This is a genomic window from Shewanella sp. SM55 (assembly GCF_025654025.1).
Lineage (GTDB): Bacteria > Pseudomonadota > Gammaproteobacteria > Enterobacterales > Shewanellaceae > Shewanella > Shewanella oncorhynchi.
Genome location: NZ_JAKKRS010000019.1, coordinates 137,187 through 157,285, shown reverse-complemented (window position 1 = coordinate 157,285; position 20,099 = coordinate 137,187). Strand labels below are relative to the sequence as shown.

Below are 20,099 nucleotides of genomic sequence, written 5' to 3'. Positions count from 1 at the left end.
AGCCTAGCAAGCTTGGCAAATACGGTCTCTGCCCTCAGATTTTGCGCGGTACATAGCTTGGTCTGCTTGAATGAGTAGTTTGTCAGGTTGGCATCCTTGATAAATCGTGACGTAACCTAAACTGGCATGGATTTTTATCGTAACACCTTGCCATATAAATGAATTATCCTTAAGTACTTGATGCAATTTCTCGGCGACGACTCTGGCCGCGGGAGCATCAGTTGCGGGTAAAATCACTAGAAACTCCTCTCCACCGTGACGACATAGGGCGTCATTTTCTCGCAATACCGATCCAAATAGTCTCGCCGCCGTCAGCAGGGCGAGATCGCCCGCATCGTGCCCGTATTGATCGTTTATGTCTTTAAAATGATCAAGATCCAATAAAATCATACTGTAAGGTACTTTATCCCGCAGCCAGCGTTGATGGATATTGTTTAAAAACTTATGCATAGCACGGCGATTCCACAGGCCTGTGAGTTGGTCCCGCTCCGCTAACATGCGGATTTTACTGACAAGCCGCGTCATGGCATTACCTATCATCACGATATTGATCAATAGGGCCAGAAAGACATAGAACCAAAGCACAGGTATGGCTTCTTGTGTGTGCATGGCGATAAACATCGGACTTTCTTCGGGAGAGAGTAAGGCGATAAAGATACGAATGATAAAAATACCGACCATGGCGACTAAAGGCATAACCATAGCGATGGCGACTCGATTACCCGTATCGCGTTTGATGGCCTGATAGTTATCCCGAGTTAACATGGCGAAAATGAGCGCGGCGCAGGCTGAGAATACGATGGCCAAAATGCGTTCGGAGCTGAAATTAGGTGGAACCAAGAGCATCACACCAGCGGTGAGTGCTAAAAGAATAAGATCCGATTTTACGCTGGGCTTGAGTCTAAAAAGCGCCTTCGTTCCCCAACGCGCTAGAATGAAGCCAAATAAAATCGCCATATCCGAGCAGAACCAAAAAAAGTAACTGGAGGCTTCGGTGCGTTGGCTGTTGAGTATGATGCCAAGGAGGACGAACAAGTTCGCCAGAGAAAAGCGCATACTGGCTTGAGTGGCAATTTTTAACGGTTGTGCAATGAGTCCCCATGCGATGGCAGCCGTGCTAGTAAGCAGGCAAATAAACTTGATGAGTAATAAGGCTTGGGGATCAAATATCATTCTTTTACTTCATATTTTTCTTTAACTATAGATGCTTTTAGGGATTTTCGGTTGGAGTTTAGTGGATATCTTAGTCTACTCTGGACAGATAATGGGTTGAATATCCTTTTTCATTTTAGGGAATGGTAAGGGCCTTCATTTAGGCTGCGGCTGGGATTATTTACGCCTTGCAAACTAAAAGGTTTGCAAATTCTGAGTCTTCCTGCGAAGTTAGATCTTGTTGATTTGCCTACAATCTCCGTTTTGAGGATGTTCTGTTATGGATACAAATAAACTACTTTTAGTCATTATTGCGATTTTATTGCCCCCAGTTGCTGTATTTTTGAAGGCGGGAGCGGGTAAAGATCTGCTAATAAACATCGTGTTATGTTTACTGTTCTGGTTCCCTGGTTTATTACACGCACTCTGGGTCGTGACCAAGGCATAATTTGCTTTCTTCCACACAATAAAAAAGCGCAATTTAATTGCGCTTTTTTATGTTTCAAAATGGGCCTTTCACTTAGAAAGGTAAGGTGTAGCCTATTGTTGCAGTACGTCCCATCCCTTTGAAATAACGATCATTCGTACCCATGGTTTGTGAGTAATAATTGAAATAATCCTTATTAAATAGATTTTGCAAACCTAGGCTCAGGGTGCCAGTGTAAAGCGGCATTGAGAAGGAAGCATCGACTGTCGTGTAACCATCAAACTCTGCATACTTATTGCCCGCCGCGTTTTTAAAATCGCGGTCCATGTAGTAATTGGCTTGAACGCGGGTCGACATTTCATTATCGAAGCTATGGGTCCAGAACAGGTTGATACGGTTTGGTGAAATATTTGCACCATCGAGATCGGTATCGACTTGGCTATCACCATTTGAATCGTATTCGCCCTGCTGGAAGGCGATATTCATGCCGAGATCATCATTGCTGGTAATGTAGGCGGTGACATTGGCTTCAATACCATCGATCACACTCTTTTCGCGCTTCACGTCGTAGAAACCATCACTATTTAAGGCCAAACGTGAACCAAAATCAGTGGCGGAACGATAGTAAGCTAGCTTAGCGCTTAAGTATTTACCTTGGTAATCGGCGCCGACTTCAACGTTATCTGTGACTATCGGCGTGAGTGCCAGTGAGCCATCTATGCTGGGATTGTCGCCGGGGAAGCTTTTACCATCACGCAGAATTCGGCCGATATCCGGCATGCCAAAACCTTGGTTATAGCTGGTATAAACGCGAATGTCAGGAGTGATTTTATAAGAGATACCGACGTTAAATAAGGTTTCATCGAAGGTGGCTGAACCGCCCGCAATTTGCTTATTGCCTGCACCCCACAGGGTTTTGTAGTCATCGACACTTAACTCGGCATGTTCGTAACGAACACCGGTCGATAAGGTTAAATTTTCAATTAAGTCATAATCTAACTGCAAGTATGGCGCAACGTTGTCATAGGTACTTTCGGGAACCCATGAAAAGCCAGTTTTTACTAAGTCTTGCTCTGTGGTGTCGCGGAAAAGGTCGACACCGTAGGCCGCATCAATTCCTGATCCGGCAATATCCTTAGCGATCAAGGCGCTTTTTAAACCCCATTTAACCGAAGAGTTACGCGATTGCTCGTAGTACAAGTTTTCACCTTTACTGCCGACACCGCACTGGATAACTTGGTCGCTGCCTTCGAAGGATGGATCGTAGAAGCTATCGAAACAGCCACCGCCATAAACCGCTTTAAAATCTTGATTAAAGAGTTGCAGGCTAAGTTGCTGGCCACCAATATTGGCGTGGGTGTAAGTCAAACTTGTGGTGGTCACTTGGTTGTTGGCGGCTTCCCATGGCTGAGTTTCTTTAACTGCACCTGTGGGGACACCATTGGGCTTGTCACCTGCAACGGGCATCCAATCACCATTGTTGTCTGCATTGTAATGGTTAACCATTAATTCAAGGCGAGACTGATCGAAGTTATGGCCAAGCTTGATGAAGAAGTCTTTACTCTGACTATCCATCGACTCGCCTTGAGTCGTGTCGACCCCCACTACATTATGATTGGCATCGTAATAGACGCCATTATTGCGGTAGCTAACCGAACCTATCATGTCGATAAATTCTGACTCGCCAGAAAACGCATAGCTAGCACCAAAGCTTAAGCCATTGGATTTCATTGAATCAGGCACTGTGACATCGAAACTAGCAACCTGTTCGCTGTCGCCTGTTGGCTTTTTAGTGATGTAGTTGATGATGCCGCCTTGGGCACCGAGACCGTGCATGGCATTGGCGCCGTGAATGATTTCGATGCGCTCAATCATGGCAGGATCTATGGTTTGTCCTTCTCTACCACCACTGCGAAGTGGGTTCGATTGAGGCACGCCGTCGATCATAATCAATGGCGGACGACCACGCAGGGTTTCACCTGTGTTACTCATCTTCTGGCGGCTCGGTGAAAAGCTAGGCGCTAAGTTACCGATAATAGTCGATAAATCTTTAGTGGTGCGGAACTGTTCTTCTAATTGGGCGCGGTCGATGATAGTGACAGTATTGGGGATCGAGCTGGGGGATTTATCCATTCGACTTGCGGTGACAGTGATTTTTTCTATGTCTTTATTTTTGTTGTTTGGACTGTTGTCGGTGGCATCTTGGGCCGCAGCGGATTGGGTTAACGCTGCCAATACGGCTAAAGCAACAAACGAGGTTTTGAATGTCATATAACTTCCTGCTAAGGGCGAATGAGTTTGTTACACCGGCTCCCTTGGCATAGGTTAATATTCCATTAAATTGTATTGCAAATGATAACGATTTTTATTATTTGCGATTTTAGGGGAGGAATTACAGCTTGTCTAGTCACGCCATACAGGAAATTACATGATTTGACGACAGTATGAATAAATTGCGACACAGCACTCGGTATCGAGAGATTTTACCGTAAAGGCCATACATATAATGCGATTTCATGTCGGTAAGGCATTACCTTTTTTGGCATTTGTCTTTGATTTAGGAGATCTATGCTTAGTCGCATGTTTGATTATTTGATTGGGCTACGCGTTTGCCTTAGTGCTTTCGATTGTCTGGCGTGTTGATGGAAGGCTATAATCGCACCCCTTTATACCGTATCTCGCATTGGTACTCTGATGAACCGTAAAAAGAAGATTAATCAAACCTTGAAGAGCAAAGCAAAAAAGGCCAATGCCAAACTGCAATCTAGCAATAAACCTAAATATATTGCGAAGGCAGAGAGAGAAGCATTAGCTGCGGCAGTTGAGCATGAAATCCCATCAAAAACCGCAGAACCTCAGCTTGATATTGGACTGCCAATAAGCTGATTAAAGTAAGTAGTTAAGCCTATAGTGCAGTTAAATACTCGATAGGGTTTTGATAAAAGGCCTTTTTATAACCTTGGGTTGAAGTATCCATCAGCCAAGGTTTAGGCAATAAGCTCAAAATGGAATAGTGCAAATGGGGCGGTTTACCTTGTGCATTGCCCGTATCGCCGACAGTACCCAAAGTGTCACCTTGGTAGGCAATCAATCCCGTGGCTGATTCAATTTGTGCTAAATGGGCAAAGTAATGAATTTGCCATTTCGGACCTAAACCAACCACCACATTTCCTCCTTTGAAGAAGTCACCTCGATACAAGATCAGCATAGGCGTTGGCGCAATCACTGCGGTGTTTTTGGCGGCGAAAATATCTATCCCCTTGTGAACGCCCGATGGACCCCAAGGTTCATACCAAAAGGTTTGGCTGTTCCAATCTTTACTGCTGGCACCTTTTACTGGGATCGCGGGTGACTCAGGGATCAGGTAACCACCAAGTAGCAGTAACGTCAGCGCTAATCCAACATATTTCAATTTCATTTTTTATCCTGCATTAAGTGTTTGCGTACCTTAAGTTTTAATGAAACTCGCTAAATTCCCGCCAACTTTCAGGATATTGTAAGTGCTCGGCTTCTGAAAGTGATAGCCAATAGGGGCGCCAAAAATAGCTGCACCAAAAGTCGATATTACCTTGAAGACTGCCGAGGGTATCGGGATCGATATTAGGAAAGCTTTCCCATGGATTGGGCGGGGCGGATTTGAATCTGATTAATGCTTCTAGCAAGGGTTTGTCATTGGTCACTAAGGTTATGCACACACCCGCAAAATCGTCATATTGGTTCAGTAATACGCAGGTCGCTTGGGTTGGATGTTCGATAAAACCGTTAAAGTTGACCGTTTGCTCGGGCAATGTGTTAAAGCCTGCCTGGCTAAGTAAAGTGTTTAAGGCCTCTTTCCCCTGGTAAGTCAGCAAGCAATGTAATTGATAAGCAAAAATATCTGCTCTGTCCATAGGTACAACGAGTGGATAGGTTTGTATGATTGGCAAGCTGATATTGGGCATCTGGGTTTGATGAAAAACAGTGTGTAACTCAGTTTGTGGCCTAGATTGCTTGAGGCTATCACTATTACGCACAAGGCGTTGTTTAATCCAAGTTAATACTGACATTATTGTTATTTCTCAGTGAACCTTACTGGTGAATGGCGTATTTGCGGATTCTGCTATCGGGGATGCTGTGATTTCCGGGGCCTGCCATCTTAACCAACCTTTTACTCGAGGCGCATCAATATACCAGAGGCCGTTTTGTTGAATTAATGCCAACCGTTCGCGTGATTGGCCAAAGGGGCCGGGATTTTGCTGGGCAATTTCAATACTGCTATCGGTAACTGAGGCAATGATTGCAACGTGACCGTAGGGGTTAAATATCCATGGAGAAAATACGAGTAGATCATCCTGCATAGGTTTGGTCTGACTCGCATTAGTGTATTGCCACATAGCACGTTTTTCATTCCACATGCCATCGCTTAACTTGTTATCAAAAAAGTCTCTAGCATGGCCTAAAGCGTCAGGCATTTTATGCTGGTAGCGTTGGTAAAAGTAGCGCTTAACAAATTCAACACATTGATATTGAATACCTAAGTTATAACCATCTATAGATAGGTTACGTCCTGAATGGGTATTAACTCCTCCGTTATAATAGATATTAACCCCGTTTAGAGTGTCGATGACTTCTCCTACTTGATGGTGGGAATTAAAGTTAATCCGAGTTATCAGACTGTAGGCACAGTATACGAACCCCATCAGTATCGCGAAAAAAGCTAATAGAATGGATAAGCGTCTAATCATCTTTAGTACGGCAAGCTAAAAAGAGTTGTTGAGTAAGATACTTATCTCACTTTCGGGCTGCGTATTTTATGTTCTGAAGAACATGGACGTCTAGGGTGTGGGTTTTATATTGGCACAGGTTAATACTTTTGTGTGATCTAAGGTTATCTAAAACAAAGGCCGCATCAGCGGCCTTTGTTATTTGTGGAGGTTAGAGTAAAGCGGTTGCGAGTAGATAACCGACAGCCGATGCTGTCGCTACACCGATAAAGCCTGGAATGATAAAGCTGTGGTTAATAATGAACTTACCTATTTTAGTCGTACCTGAACGGTCAAAGCCGATACAGGCCAGATCACTTGGATAGGTTGGTAGCACGAAATAACCGTAGCTTGCAGGGAGGAAGGCGATTAAGAGTTTTGGATCGACCCCTAAGGCGAGTCCCATAGGTGCGATTGCAGTAAGTGCTGCCGCTTGGCTATTAACAAGCTTAGAGATGAGAAACAGCACTAAGGCATAGGTCCAAGGCTGGCTTTGTACTACATGGGACAGGTTTTCCTGCAGTACATCCATATGGCTGATGAAGAAAGTATCACTCATCCAAGCCACACCAAATACTGAGAAAATTGCCACCATGCCCGCTTTAAAAACGGGACCGTTAGAGATGTTAGTCGGTTTGACTTTACAGGTCATCAGGATAAATGCACCTGCAATTAACATCATCATCTGGATCACTAAGTTCATCGAGAGCAAGGTCGACTTACCTTTAACGTCAAAGGCGGGACGCAATTCACTAAATGAACCTAACAGTACCACAGCAGCGATAGCGGTGAAGAAAATCCCCGTTGCCCAGTAAGCTTCCTTCGGATATTTTTGATTTAACAGGGTTTCGCTTTTGTCATAGATAAAGGCTCTTTGGACTGGGTCTTTTATGCGTTCTTGAAACTCTTCGTCTTTATCTAAATCTTTACCACGACGCAGACTCCAAAGTGCAGCAGCCATGACACCGCAAAGTGATGCTGGCACTGACACCATTAAAATTTCGAGCAGATTGTAAGCGCGGCCTACACCCTGTTGTGATGCCAGAATCGACACCATAGACACTACCGCTACCGACACGGGCGAAGCACAAATCGCCATTTGTGAAGCGACAGATGCCACCGCCATTGGGCGTTCTGGGCGAATATTTTTCTTCAGCGCGATATCGGAAATAATCGGGAACATGGTGTAAACCACATGACCAGTACCGCAAAGGAAGGTCAGCGTCCACGTGGTCAATGGCGCCAGAATCGTGATGTATTGTGGATGACGGCGCAGTAAGCGCTCGGCATACTGCATCATCACATCTAATCCACCCGCGGTTTGCAATACGGCTGCACAGCCAATGACTGCAAGTATGGTTAGCATAACTTGCACTGGCGGTTGTCCCGGCGCTAAACCGAAAACAAAAATCAGTAAAAATAAGCCAATACCGCTGATGAGGCCGAGTCCCATGCCGCCGTAGCGGGTACCTAGCAGTAGGCAGCTAAGCACTACTATAAATTCCATTAAAATCATCCGATTTACCTCTGCGGAACTTACCGCTTAGCTATTAGTTGAGTGATGAGTGTCTTCAGGAACATTCTGCGGAGTAAAAGTGTTTGAAAAATTGCGCTGGCGCATGGTGTAAATAAAAAATGGCATTAGTTTTTTCGGAAATTTGACCTAACGCTAGAAACACGTGGCGATAAGTTGCATTCTGGTTACGAGTTTTACGGATTGGGCTAACGCTTTGAGCTCACTCCGTTTAAAAGAACGATAACAATACTCAAGGATAAGCCCGTGAAACCTGCCACCTTTAATACCGAAGCCTTTGATGATTGGATCCGCAGCCGCTTTGTGGAACTCAATTCCGAGCTAGAACAGCTTTACTACCAACAAACAGATCGGGCCAATGTGCTCGATATCGGCGCAGAAGCTAAGTTGGCGCTGGAGAGCGAAGGGCGAGAGTTGATTAAGACCTTGCTCGATGAGGGGAATACTGATGAAGGTTTCGACAGTGCCTTCGATTTACTCGGCAATGTGGGCTTGTATATGGCGGCCTGTCGGCGCCATGAAATTACCGAGCCCTCGCGGGAAACAACATCGCCATTAGCTGAGGCTTCTGCGCTCGCCATGCATATTGGCGCTTCAATAGGCGTCACTCCGCGCTTTGCCACCGCACATTTAACCACTCACAATCGTGCCCACAATGGCATTTATAAGCGCTTTACCGATTTGCCCGCTGAAAAGTTGTTTGTGGATTACAACACTAAAGGCATTTTGGCCTATAAACGCGCCGCCGATGCGCTATTAAAGATCCAGCCTTTGGGCATTTCCCATCCCATCAGTCACGATTTACTGCGAGTCGCTAAACAGGCCTTGCAGGATGTGATTGAGTCGAATACCCAATTATTTAATCGATTAGATACTGACCGTTTCTTTTACTGTGTTCGCCCTTACTACAAACCTTATCGGGTGGGCTCGGTCATTTATCGTGGCGCCAACGCTGGGGATTTTGCGGGGATTAATGTCATCGATTTAACGCTAGGTCTTTGTTTTGCAAACGAAGCTTCCTACTCGCAAATGCTGGTGGACAAGTTTTTGTACATGATGCCAGAGGATCAACAGATATTGCGTGAGTGCATGCGTCGGCCGAATTTGATGGATGACTTCCTGCAGGCAAAAGACTGCTCAACCCAAGATTGGTATCAAGAAAACTTGCGACTCTTTATCGAAGTCTGCGAATTACATGGCGAGACTGCGATTCAGCATCATAATGAGTTAGTAACTAAATATATTGCTGAGCCTTCGACAAGTATGGAGCAGCAGCATTTAGCTAAAGTTACCGCGAGTGGTCCGCCACTGCATGTGCTACTCGGCTCATTGGAGCGACTCAGAGACAGACGCGCCGCCGCTCAGCGCAGCGATATTCGGACTCGTTATTGTGATATTAAAAAACTAAAAGAGAGTTTGAGATAACACTATGTTTGAAGATTTTAAAAAGGACTTTTACCTAGCAGGTCCAGGATATCTATTAAACCATTCCGTTGGCCGGCCATTAAAATCGACCGAGCAGGTCTTTAAAGAAGCCTTTTTTGCGCCTTGGCAGGAGTCGGGGCGTGAACCTTGGGGCCAGTGGCTGGGTGTGATTGATGATTTTACCTTTGCTTTATCTAAGTTATTTAACGGCCACCAAAAGGATTTTTGCCCTCAGGTCAATCTTTCCAGTGCGCTGACTAAAATTGTCATGTCCCTCGACAGATTGAACCGCGAACACGCCGTTGTGTTAATGAGTGAGATTGATTTTCCCAGCATGGGTTTTGCCCTTAAAAAAGCGCTGCCTGCCAGTTGCGAAGTACGCTTTATTCCTAAAGGGCTCGATATCACCGACCCTAATGTGTGGGATGCGCATATCAGCCGCGATGTGGATCTGGTGTTTGTCAGCCATGCTTACTCGAATACGGGGCAGCAGGCGCCATTAGCCAATATTTTCACTATAGCCCGTGAGCGAGGTTGTTTGAGCTTAGTGGATGTAGCGCAATCGGCGGGGATTATTCCGCTGGATCTTGCGCGCCTACAACCCGATTTTTTAATCGGTTCGAGTGTGAAATGGCTCTGCGGCGGCCCTGGTGCTGCCTATCTTTGGGTTAATCCCGCCATATTGGATAGTTGTCAGCCTAAGGATGTTGGTTGGTTTAGCCACGAGAATCCGTTCGAATTTGATATCCATGATTTTCGTTACCAGCATTCCGCACTGCGCTTTTGGGGAGGGACACCATCAATCGCGCCTTATGCCATTGCCACCCATAGCATTCATTATCTTGCTGGTTTAGGTACCCCGTTGCTGCGTAAATACAATCAGCAATTGATTGATGCTGTGGCGCAAGAGCTCGACCATGAGTTTGTGTCGCCGCGGGATACTGAAAAGCGTAGCGGCACGCTTATTCTGCAGTTTGGTAAACAGCAGCATCAAATGATGGCGGCATTGGCGAACGCGAATATTAGTGTCGACGCCCGCAGTATGGGGATCCGGATTTCTCCGCATATTTATAACAATATGGCTGATATCAAGTTGTTACTTGATGTGATTAAAGCAAATCGCTAACTTAAATGATTTAAAATGGCTTGCTAGGCTAGGTTGTACTACGTAATTACAACTAACAAGGCACAACACTCTGGGAGGTAAACCGCGACATGGTCGTTCCCGTATGCCGGCGTTAACTCACCGTCACACGGGCAACTTGAGGTTATTTATTGGGTGCGATCATGCTTAAATCTTATAGTCATAGCGGCAGACCATAGGTCGCGGGGTGTGGAGCTTGGGATCGCTGGGCGTGATCGCTAAATCTGCAGGTAGCATAACAGTATCGATGATCAACGCACTGCTCATATCAACGAGTGTCAGCGGGATGGTAAAGAGCAGCAAGGGCGGGGCCGCCAACGCGGAGATAATCATACACTCCTCGCCATTATCAACAGCCGTTTGCACACTTGAGAAAGAGTGACCCCAAGTTGAATCTTCTCCCATCCTCGACGTTATCGTTGCACATCCCGTGAGAGAACAGCACACGACCAACCAAGTCAACCAACGCATAACCACTCCATTGTTTATATGTGAAAAACTGCATTGCTTCGGTATGATCTACTCACTTGATCAACTGAGAGCGTTAGTGATAAGGAACCAGATCAGGTTTCATTTGACGCCAACCTGTTCTGTTTCAACAGCTTGGCATTCTAACTATATGATTATATCTGTCAATTATTCATCAACAGAAACGAGATACAACCAACCTCAATAACCTAGTTGTTAACGGCGACTATAGTTTTGGATTGGTATTAATCATGGAGGTTTGTATGCCGTGTCCTCGCAGAACTCAGATGAGTTTTGAACATACTCTTTAAAATCAGTCTCCACTTCCCTCACTGGCCATCTAGTTACTTTTATTACTTTCCTTAAAACTGTTTCAGTAAATATTCGCTTGAGGGTAGGCCGAGAGCATATTATGTTGCTGATTTAAAATGGATGACTGGATTTACGCTTGGCGATGGCCACGCTACAAGTAGAGTCTACCGAGAGGTAACAGGATGAACAATAAAGCAGCGCCGCCGCAGTCGGCGTCGACAGAGCAAGACACACAACCGTTGGACGACAGCCGGTATGAAGACCTGCCGCGCAGTGAGTTCCTGCAATTACCCCAAGAGGAGCAAGACCGGCTCAATAAGCTACGTCAGCAGCGGGTGCGTGAGGCACCCACCCTCTATGAATGGTATATTAAGATAGCGACCGTGTATGGCATGGGGTGGCTCGTTGTCATTATTCCCTGCGGTATAATGGTGCTGATTGGCTTGGTGGCGCACTGGTATGAGTCTGACCAATGGTATGGTTTTTTTTTCATGGCACTGATTTTTGCGCCATTTATCCGCTACCTCTGGTTGGCCGACAAACAGTACCATTATCGGCTCACCACCGAGGGGTTAGTTACCACCTATCATGACGTTATTCCGGATGCCGCCTACGCGGTAGTGCGGGGGCTGGCTTGGTTTGGGGTGGTGGTTTGTATTGTCGGGGTGGCCTTTTTAGGCCCGGCCGTCTTAGTCGGCGCGGGTGGTTTTGCCGTGATGGCATTTTTCTTCACAGGTTTTAAAAATATAGAGACAACTTATGAGAGTCCTATAAAAAATGGGCATCGTCATTTGATTAAGGTAACGCGGAATCGTCCATTTATTGCCTGCCAATCGGATGTGCGAACAATGGGCTTACGCGCAAGTATTCGTCTTCATTGCCCATTGGATAAGATACACATTATCTTGTCATTGCTGATGACGCAGTTACCTGATTCTGAAATCCGTGTATTTAAAAATGAGCGCGTGTTAGATGGCGTACCATTTGCGTCATTTGAGTCAGGCGAACCTGCCCAACTGTCAGATTTCGCCCCTAAGAATCCCCAGCCCAGTTAACGTTTTTTCTCGCGCCTGTTATTGGCGCGAGATTCGGTGTCATCAATGGCAGCTTTGCCACTAAGATGCTGGCAGGCCTTTCGCGGCTAGGTCGTCAAGAGCGAGAAGACATTAAGTACGAGCTGTGTGGGTAGGTTAACGATGACCGTGCAGTCCGTGGGCACAGCAAAGGAATAGCTATATGAATAAGAGAGCAGCGCCGCAGCAGTTGGCGTCGACAGAGCAAGAGACAAAACTGTTGGACGACAGTCGGTATGAAGACCTGCCGCGGAGTGAGTTCCTGCAATTACCCCAAGAGGAGCAAGACCGGCTCAATAAGCTACGTCAGCAGCGGGTACGCGAGGCACCGACCCTCTATGAGTGGGATATTAAGGTAGCGACTGTGTATGGCATTGGGTGGATCATGGTCCTTATTCCGTGCGGGATTACGGCTCTAGTTGGGTTGGTGACATACTGGTATGGATTTGAGCAATGGTATTATTTTCTCATCATAGTGATGATTTTTGGGCCATTCATGCGCTACCTCTGGTTGGCCGACAAACAGTACCATTATCGGCTCACCACCGAGGGTTTAGTTACTACCTATCATGACGCGATTCCGGATGCAGCCTACGCGGTAGTGCGGGGGCTGGCTTGGTTTGGGGTAGTTGTTTGCATCGTCGGCGTGGCGTTGTTAGGCCCGGCCGCCTTGGTCGGCGCGGGTGGTTTTGCCGTGATGGCATTTTTCTTTACTGGTTTTAAAAATGTAGAAACCACCTCAATAAGTGCTATCAAGCGTGGACATCCCCACATGATAAAAGTGACCCACAAGAGGCCATATATATCGTGTGATACAGACAGGTTTTATTTCGGATATTATTCAAATCTCGACTGTTATTGCCATCCCGAAGATATGCATAAAGTGTTGTCGCTACTGATGAAGCAATTACCGGGGTCGGAACTCTTTTTATTGAAAAATGAACGAATAGTTGGCCTCTCTAAAGTTGGCACCCGTGACGGCGAACCAGTCCAATTGTCAGATTTTGCCCCTGAGAATACCCAGCCCGGTTAACGTTTTTTCTCGCGCCTATTATTGGCGCGAGATTCGGTGTCCATCAGTGGCAGCATTGCCACCAAGATGTTGACAGGCCTTTAGCGGCAAGGTCGTCAAGGGTGAGAAGACATTAAGTACAAGCCGTGTGGGTAGGTTAACGATGACCATGGAGTACCGTGGGCACAGCAAAGGAATAGCTATATGAATAAGAGGGCAGCGCCGCAGTCGGCGTCGACAGAGCAAGAGACACAACTGTTGGACGACAGTCGGTATGAAGACCTGCCGCGCAGTGAGTACCTGCAATTACCCCAAGAGGAGCAAGACCGGCTCTATCAGTTGCGTCAGCAGCGGGTGCGAGAGGCGCCCACGCTTTATGAGTGGGATCTTAAGGTAGCGACTGTGTATGGCATGGGGTGGATCATGGTCCTTATTCCGTGCGGGATTACGGCTCTAGTTGGGTTGGTGACACGCTGGTATGGATTTGAACAATGGTATTATTTTCTCATCATAGTGATGATTTTTGGGCCATTTATGCGTTATCTCTGGTTGGCCGACAAACAGTACCACTATCGGCTCACCACCGAGGGGTTGGTTACCACCTATCATGACGTTATTCCGGATGCCGCCTACGCGGTAGTGCGGGGGCTGGCTTGGTTTGGGGTAGTGGTTTGCATCGTTGGCGTGGCGTTGTTAGGCCCGGTCGCCTTGGTCGGCGCGGGTGGTTTTGCCGTGATGGCATTTTTCTTCACCGGTTTTAAAAATGTAGAGACAACTTATGAGAGCCCTATAAAAAATGGGCATCGTCATTTGATTAAGGTAACGCGGAATCGTCCATTTATTGCCTGCCAATCGGATATACGAACAATGGGCTTACGTGCAAGTATTCGCCTTCATTGCCCATTGGATAAGATGCATATTATCTTGTCATTGCTGATGACGCAGTTACCTGATTCTGAAATCCGTGTATTTAAAAATGAGCGCGTGTTAGATGGCGTACCATTTGCGTCATTTGAGTCAGGCGAACCTGCCCAACTGGCAGATTTTGCCCCTGACAATAAACAGCCTAGTTGAATAAAGCGTGGACACTTAACAATAATGGCGCGGTAGTTAACTTCCGACTATATAGGTGGTTTTTCTGCTGCATCCATGTTTAGTTTAGATCGGTTTTTAACCATCTATCTCTATTGTTGCTGTTGCCGCGGTGTCTGGCGTGCCTTCTCTGAATGATAAAAGAGTGGTTGGCGATGATGCCTATTTAGAGAACAACGCGATGATTGAATCAGAATAAAAGTTGTATATACCTTCAAAATACAAAAAGCCTCGATAGCGTTGCTATCGAGGCTTTTATATTTTCTGTATCAATTACATAAAGCGAGCTGGTTGTATAGCGCTAGCCATTACAGGCTGTAGTACATTTCAAACTCAAGTGGGTGAGTTGTACGTGCTACGCGCTCAGCTTCTGCTGTTTTCAGTACGATATAAGATTGGATGAAATCTTCACTGAACACGCCGCCTTTAGTCAGGAACTCATGGTCAGCTTGCAGATTTTCAAGGGCGTTTTCTAATGACGTTGCCACTTGTGGGATTTCAGCCGCTTCTTCTGGAGGCAGATCGTATAGATCTTTGTCCATCGCTTCACCTGGGTGGATCTTGTTTTGGATACCGTCAAGGCCTGCCATCAGCAGCGCTGCGAAACCTAAGTATGGGTTTGCATGTGGATCAGGGAAACGTGCTTCGATACGACGGCCTTTAGGGCTTGGTACCACTGGAATACGGATTGATGCAGAGCGGTTACGTGCAGAGTAGGCCAACATAACAGGTGCTTCAAAGTGTGGCACTAAACGCTTGTAAGAGTTAGTGCTTGGGTTAGTGAAAGCGTTCAGCGCGCGAGCGTGCTTGATGATACCACCAATGTAGTACAGCGCCGTTTCACTTAAACCTGCGTATTTGTCGCCAGCGAACAAGTTAACACCGTCTTTCGCCAGAGATTGGTGAACGTGCATGCCGCTACCGTTGTCACCAACGATGGGTTTAGGCATGAAAGTCGCAGTCTTGCCATAAGCGTGTGCCATGTTGTGCACTACGTACTTCAGAATTTGGATTTCATCCGCTTTCTTAGTCAAGGTGTTGAAGCGAGTGGCGATTTCGTTTTGACCTGCAGTCGCCACTTCGTGGTGATGCGCTTCAACCACTTGGCCCATTTCTTCGAGCACTAAACACATAGCGCTACGTAGATCTTGTGATGAGTCAACCGGTGCAACTGGGAAGTAACCGCCTTTAACAAATGGACGGTGACCTGTGTTGCCGCCTTCGTAGCTAGTGCCTGAGTTCCAAGCCGCTTCTTTAGCGTCGATCTTAACGAAACAACCTGACATGTCAGTACCGAAACGGACATCGTCAAATAGGAAGAATTCTGGTTCTGGTCCAATCAATACAGTATCAGCGATACCAGTAGAGATCAGGTAAGCTTCTGCTTTTTTAGCAATTGAGCGTGGGTCACGGTCGTAACCTGTCATAGTACCGGGTTCAAGAATGTCACAACGGATCAGCGCTGTGGTTTCTTCGGTGAAAGGATCCAGTACAAATGTCGTTGGATCTGGCATCAGCACCATGTCTGATTCGTTAATGCCTTTCCAACCTGCGATAGAAGAACCGTCAAACATTTTGCCGTCTTCGAAGAAATCAGCATCTACCTGATGAGAAGGAATAGATACGTGCTGCTCTTTACCTTTAGTGTCGGTAAAACGTAAATCAACGAACTTAACTTCTAATTCTTCAAGTTGCTTTAAAACTGATTCAACTGACATTCTCAAGCCTCCGGTAGGGTAAAGGGATGCCCCTTCTATAATCTTTTAACTCAAGTGATTTATCTTGAGCCAAACTTACGAGCTATAAAGCGATATCCATGCCAATAATTTAACTTACTGATTAACATGGTTTAAAATCTTTGTTGCACTTAATTGGATTCGCGTATGCACCATAATGGTGCTTTTGTCTGTGGCATTTTGGTGCATTACTCCATTTTGGTGCGCACTGAATTGATTCATGCAAACCTTAAGCTGGGATGCACAGCGATAACATGCACCGCTTTTATGGCACTGAGATGGCAATGACGCTTTGGCTTTCACAGTCTCAGTAAGTACTGCCTCTGTGAAGCTCACACATACTTTCAGCTCCGATCGGGACTATTTACCACCGCATAATTGTCATAAAACCACGCTAGTCTGTCCAACTATGCCACGCATTATCAATCCAATAGTGGTTTATTATCATATTATTAGGAAAGAGTTCGTTCTCATGTGCGAAATGTCTTTGCTGTTCACAGGCCAAGTGAAATCAGTGATGCGTAAAAGGTATCCCGTGACAATGAAGTGAGTCTTAATGCCATCGGGTGTAAACGCCAACATGAACGTTAGATTAAGTGTGCCGCAGAATTTATTGCAGTGTGTTCACGTGGTAATTTCTCTGTGTCTAAGTCGATTTTGCTGATGCTTAAATCGACATTAGCAGTGCTAACATTGAATACGAAAAATAGCAAATTCAGCTGCTTAACTCAGATTTTTCCTATGAATATGGCAATTAAACAGAGCGTTAACTCTGGCTACAGAGGATTTCACTCAGTGGATGATTGACGGAAATTACCCAAGGATTGGCGGATTGTTTTATAAGTGTTCAAAAATAATCCTGTGCGCCAAGGCCGCTCTGGAGTAGAATGGCACGCTTTTTATTGTGGTAGATCGAGCTCGATCACCATAACGAATTACTGAAATATCCCTATTTTTGTTTGATGGTAAGAGGTTTATCCGTGCTAGAGAATTTACGTAACATCGCCATTATTGCACACGTTGACCATGGCAAAACGACCCTGGTAGACAAGTTGCTGTCACAGTCAGGCACCCTTGCAACCCGAGGAGAAGCCACTGAGCGGGTGATGGACTCCAACGATCTTGAAAAGGAACGTGGGATCACGATTCTGGCAAAGAATACTGCCATCAAGTGGAACGACTACCGTATTAACATCGTTGATACCCCAGGCCACGCCGATTTCGGTGGTGAGGTTGAGCGTGTTCTGTCTATGGTTGACTCAGTATTATTGCTAGTTGATGCCGTTGACGGTCCAATGCCACAAACTCGCTTCGTAACGAAGAAAGCGTTTGCTCAAGGCCTAAAGCCAATCGTTGTTATCAACAAAATTGACCGTCCAGGTGCACGCCCAGATTGGGTTATTGACCAAGTATTCGACCTGTTCGATAACTTAGGTGCAACTGACGAGCAGCTAGATTTCCCAATCGTTTACGCTTCTGCGTTAAACGGTTTTGCAACTTTAGACCCGGATGTAGCGAGCGATGATATGACGCCGCTGTTCCAAACTATCGTTGAAAAAGTATCTTTCCCAGATGCTGACGCCGAAGGCGCGTTCCAGATGCAAATTTCGCAAATCGACTACAACTCATACGTGGGTGTTATCGGTATCGGCCGCATCAAGCGTGGTAGCGTTAAAACGAACCAACAAGTGACTATTATTGGCGCTGATGGCAAAACTCGTAACGGTAAAATGGGCCAAGTATTAGGTTACATGGGTCTAGACCGTACTGAAGTTGAAATTGCTAATGCTGGCGACATCGTTGCTATCACTGGTTTAGGTGAGCTGAAAATTTCTGACACTATCTGTGCCGTTGGTGCAGTAGAAGCTATGCCACCTTTGACTGTTGATGAACCTACTCTGACCATGACTTTCCAAGTTAATACTTCACCTTTTGCAGGTAAAGAAGGTAAGTATGTGACTTCACGTAACATTCTGGAACGTCTGCAAACAGAATTAGTCCACAACGTGGCACTGCGTGTTGAAGAAACAGAAAGTCCAGATCGCTTCCGTGTATCTGGCCGTGGTGAATTGCATTTATCAATCTTGATTGAAAACATGCGTCGTGAAGGTTACGAGTTAGCCGTATCACGTCCAGAAGTTATTCTGAAAACTATCGACGGTGAACTGTGTGAACCATTTGAAACCTTGACTGTTGACGTTGAAGAAGAAGATCAAGGCACAGTAATCGAGAAATTAGGTACCCGTAAAGCTGAAATGAAAGACATGCAGCTTGATGGTAAAGGTCGTGTACGTATCGACTTCATCATCCCAAGCCGTGGTTTAATCGGTTTCCAAACTGAGTTTATGACTGCGACTTCTGGTACTGGTCTAATTTATCACTCATTCGACCATTACGGTCCGCACAAAGGTGGTGATATCGGTCAACGCGCTAACGGCGTATTGATCTCTAACGCAACGGGTAAGGCATTGACCTTCGCACTGTTCGGTCTGCAAGATCGCGGTCGTCTCTTTATCGGCCACGCCGCTGAAGTATACGAAGGCCAAGTGGTTGGTATTCACGCTCGCTCAAACGATCTGACAGTTAACTGTTTGAAAGGTAAGCAGCTGACCAACATGCGTGCTTCTGGTACTGACGAAGCCCAAGTGTTGACTACGCCAATCACAATGACACTTGAGCAAGCGCTTGAGTTCATCGATGATGATGAATTAGTTGAAGTAACGCCTAAGAACATTCGTGTTCGTAAGAGACACTTGACTGAAAACGATCGTAAGCGCTTTAACCGCGGTTAATGCCAGTCTGTTAATTCAGGTGACACGCCCTTAAGGTGAGTCAATCGGTTTAAAAAGCCCTGCATAGGAAACTGTGCAGGGCTTTTTGTTGGGATAAATTGAGTAATGGGTATTATTAGTCCTCATCCATCACCCGTATGCAATTGCGGCCAGCGGATTTTGCGCGGTAGAGCGCGGCGTCCGCTTGGCGAACGAGTTCTAAAGCATTTTGTTTGTTAGAGGGTTGCAGATAGGCGACGCCTGCGCTCACTGTCACAATCCCAAGGTCGGTATTTGCATGCGGAATGGCAATGGCTTGGATCAACTGATGTATATGCTGCGCTGTCTCAAGTACGGTTTGATTATCGACATTCGGTAATAGAATGACAAATTCTTCGCCGCCGTAGCGAGCGACTAATTCGCCCGCTCTGCGACCGGACTGGGACAGTGTACTCGCTAATTGTTTAAGGCAATCATCTCCGGCGAGGTGGCCATAGTGATCGTTAAATTGTTTAAAGTGGTCAATATCGAGCATGATGAGGGCCAGTGAGGAATTGCTCCTTTGTCCCCGACTCCACTCCGTTTGTAACATCATGTCAAATAGGCGGCGATTGCCGATATTGGTTAAACCGTCGGTATTGCTGAGTATTTCAAGTTGCCTATTGGCTTCTGCTAGTTCACTAGTTCGAGCTGTGATCATGGATTCAAGTTCGACGTTACGTTCCTCTAATCGCGCGATCGGGTAAATTTCCCCTTTGTGGGCTAAGCCGTAGGGGATGGATATGCCGCTGTGGACAATCATCCAGTCGTTGTTTTCTCGGTGAAATATCAACACTAGCCGTGCTGTCTCGCGGGAAAGCATAGGATTAGGGATAGGTAAGTGGATATGGAAAAAGGCAGTCACAACCACGAGGTTGTCGGTAAGGTCTTGTAAAGAAAGATCTAACATTTCGATGTGGATTCGCTCAGGCACTTGTGCAAAGTCCTGACGAGTGATTCGCACCCATTCTTCCCTGCTGGTGACAAGCTGGTCACTGCTCCCTGCATAGCCGCTAAAGTTATCACTAAAGCGACGAGTTAGCCTGTCATCACGGGAGGCATACATCTCAATATATTCGTCAAATAACGAATGGATCAATTGCTGTCGGTCGGGTCGCATAGGTTAGCTCCGTTGGGGAACATAAAACCATTTTTCTAATATCCGTATAGGA

Annotated in this window: 17 protein-coding genes; 8 read left to right on the top strand and 9 right to left on the bottom strand. The window is 46.1% G+C overall.

Annotated features, from left to right (window positions below; genetic code table 11):
- Positions 1-3: 3 nt before the first annotated feature.
- Positions 4-1,173: a GGDEF domain-containing protein gene (locus L5L91_RS20475; RefSeq protein WP_263237568.1), complete on the bottom strand. Its 1,170-nt coding sequence runs from the start codon at positions 1,171-1,173 to the stop codon at positions 4-6.
- 259 nt (positions 1,174-1,432) lie between these two features.
- Here L5L91_RS20475 and L5L91_RS20470 point away from each other — a divergent pair, with 259 nt between their 5' ends.
- Positions 1,433-1,600: a YqaE/Pmp3 family membrane protein gene (locus L5L91_RS20470; RefSeq protein WP_006079767.1), complete on the top strand. Its 168-nt coding sequence runs from the start codon at positions 1,433-1,435 to the stop codon at positions 1,598-1,600.
- 72 nt (positions 1,601-1,672) lie between these two features.
- On the opposite strand, the gene L5L91_RS20465 is transcribed toward L5L91_RS20470, so the two are convergent.
- On the bottom strand, positions 1,673-3,850 hold the full coding sequence (locus L5L91_RS20465; protein WP_263237565.1) for a TonB-dependent receptor: 2,178 nt from the start codon (positions 3,848-3,850) through the stop codon (positions 1,673-1,675).
- A 423-nt stretch (positions 3,851-4,273) separates the two neighbouring features.
- On the opposite strand from L5L91_RS20465, the gene L5L91_RS20460 reads away from it, so the two are divergent.
- Positions 4,274-4,465 carry a DUF2986 domain-containing protein gene (locus L5L91_RS20460; protein ID WP_219234725.1) on the top strand — a complete coding sequence of 64 codons (192 nt, stop codon included), beginning with the start codon at positions 4,274-4,276 and terminating at the stop codon, positions 4,463-4,465.
- Positions 4,466-4,484: 19 nt separating this feature from the next.
- On the opposite strand, the gene L5L91_RS20455 is transcribed toward L5L91_RS20460, so the two are convergent.
- The 4 genes from L5L91_RS20455 to L5L91_RS20440 form a co-directional block, all read right to left on the bottom strand.
- On the bottom strand, positions 4,485-4,997 hold the full coding sequence (locus L5L91_RS20455; protein WP_168826445.1) for a M23 family metallopeptidase: 513 nt from the start codon (positions 4,995-4,997) through the stop codon (positions 4,485-4,487).
- 37 nt (positions 4,998-5,034) lie between these two features.
- Positions 5,035-5,625: a hypothetical protein gene (locus L5L91_RS20450; protein ID WP_263237563.1), complete on the bottom strand. Its 591-nt coding sequence runs from the start codon at positions 5,623-5,625 to the stop codon at positions 5,035-5,037.
- A 12-nt stretch (positions 5,626-5,637) separates the two neighbouring features.
- On the bottom strand, positions 5,638-6,258 hold the full coding sequence (locus L5L91_RS20445) for a CHAP domain-containing protein (protein WP_411568907.1): 621 nt from the start codon (positions 6,256-6,258) through the stop codon (positions 5,638-5,640).
- A 235-nt stretch (positions 6,259-6,493) separates the two neighbouring features.
- Positions 6,494-7,837: an anaerobic C4-dicarboxylate transporter gene (locus tag L5L91_RS20440; protein ID WP_105251110.1), complete on the bottom strand. Its 1,344-nt coding sequence runs from the start codon at positions 7,835-7,837 to the stop codon at positions 6,494-6,496.
- 264 nt (positions 7,838-8,101) lie between these two features.
- Between L5L91_RS20440 and L5L91_RS20435 the strand changes: the two genes are divergently transcribed.
- The gene (locus tag L5L91_RS20435; protein WP_263237559.1) at positions 8,102-9,280 is read left to right on the top strand and encodes a PrnB family protein; all 1,179 of its coding nucleotides are present in this window, start codon (positions 8,102-8,104) and stop codon (positions 9,278-9,280) included.
- A gap of 4 nt (positions 9,281-9,284) precedes the next feature.
- Positions 9,285-10,406: an aminotransferase class V-fold PLP-dependent enzyme gene (locus L5L91_RS20430; protein WP_263237558.1), complete on the top strand. Its 1,122-nt coding sequence runs from the start codon at positions 9,285-9,287 to the stop codon at positions 10,404-10,406.
- A 165-nt stretch (positions 10,407-10,571) separates the two neighbouring features.
- Here the strand turns inward: L5L91_RS20430 and L5L91_RS20425 are convergent, their stop codons facing one another.
- Positions 10,572-10,829, bottom strand: coding sequence for a YceK/YidQ family lipoprotein (locus L5L91_RS20425; protein ID WP_251068942.1), 258 nt, complete (start codon positions 10,827-10,829; stop codon positions 10,572-10,574).
- Between the two features lie 557 nt (positions 10,830-11,386).
- On the opposite strand from L5L91_RS20425, the gene L5L91_RS20420 reads away from it, so the two are divergent.
- From L5L91_RS20420 to L5L91_RS20410, 3 genes are all read left to right on the top strand, one after another.
- Positions 11,387-12,259 (top strand): hypothetical protein, encoded by an 873-nt coding sequence (locus L5L91_RS20420; RefSeq protein WP_263237556.1) that lies wholly within the window; start codon positions 11,387-11,389, stop codon positions 12,257-12,259.
- A 181-nt stretch (positions 12,260-12,440) separates the two neighbouring features.
- The gene (locus tag L5L91_RS20415; protein ID WP_263237555.1) at positions 12,441-13,310 is read left to right on the top strand and encodes a hypothetical protein; all 870 of its coding nucleotides are present in this window, start codon (positions 12,441-12,443) and stop codon (positions 13,308-13,310) included.
- Between the two features lie 183 nt (positions 13,311-13,493).
- Positions 13,494-14,363 (top strand): hypothetical protein, encoded by an 870-nt coding sequence (locus L5L91_RS20410; protein ID WP_263237554.1) that lies wholly within the window; start codon positions 13,494-13,496, stop codon positions 14,361-14,363.
- A 326-nt stretch (positions 14,364-14,689) separates the two neighbouring features.
- Here L5L91_RS20410 and glnA read toward each other — a convergent pair whose 3' ends face one another.
- Entirely contained in the window at positions 14,690-16,099 is a 1,410-nt protein-coding gene (glnA, locus tag L5L91_RS20405) for a glutamate--ammonia ligase (RefSeq protein WP_113941334.1), read from the bottom strand.
- Between the two features lie 998 nt (positions 16,100-17,097).
- On the opposite strand from glnA, the gene typA reads away from it, so the two are divergent.
- Positions 17,098-18,909, top strand: a complete 1,812-nt coding sequence (gene typA / locus L5L91_RS20400) for a translational GTPase TypA (protein WP_105251119.1) — start codon at positions 17,098-17,100, stop codon at positions 18,907-18,909.
- A gap of 115 nt (positions 18,910-19,024) precedes the next feature.
- Here typA and L5L91_RS20395 read toward each other — a convergent pair whose 3' ends face one another.
- A complete protein-coding gene (locus L5L91_RS20395) occupies positions 19,025-20,047 on the bottom strand; it encodes a GGDEF domain-containing protein (RefSeq protein ID WP_263237553.1) in 1,023 nt (340 codons plus the stop codon).
- Positions 20,048-20,099: the final 52 nt, after the last annotated feature.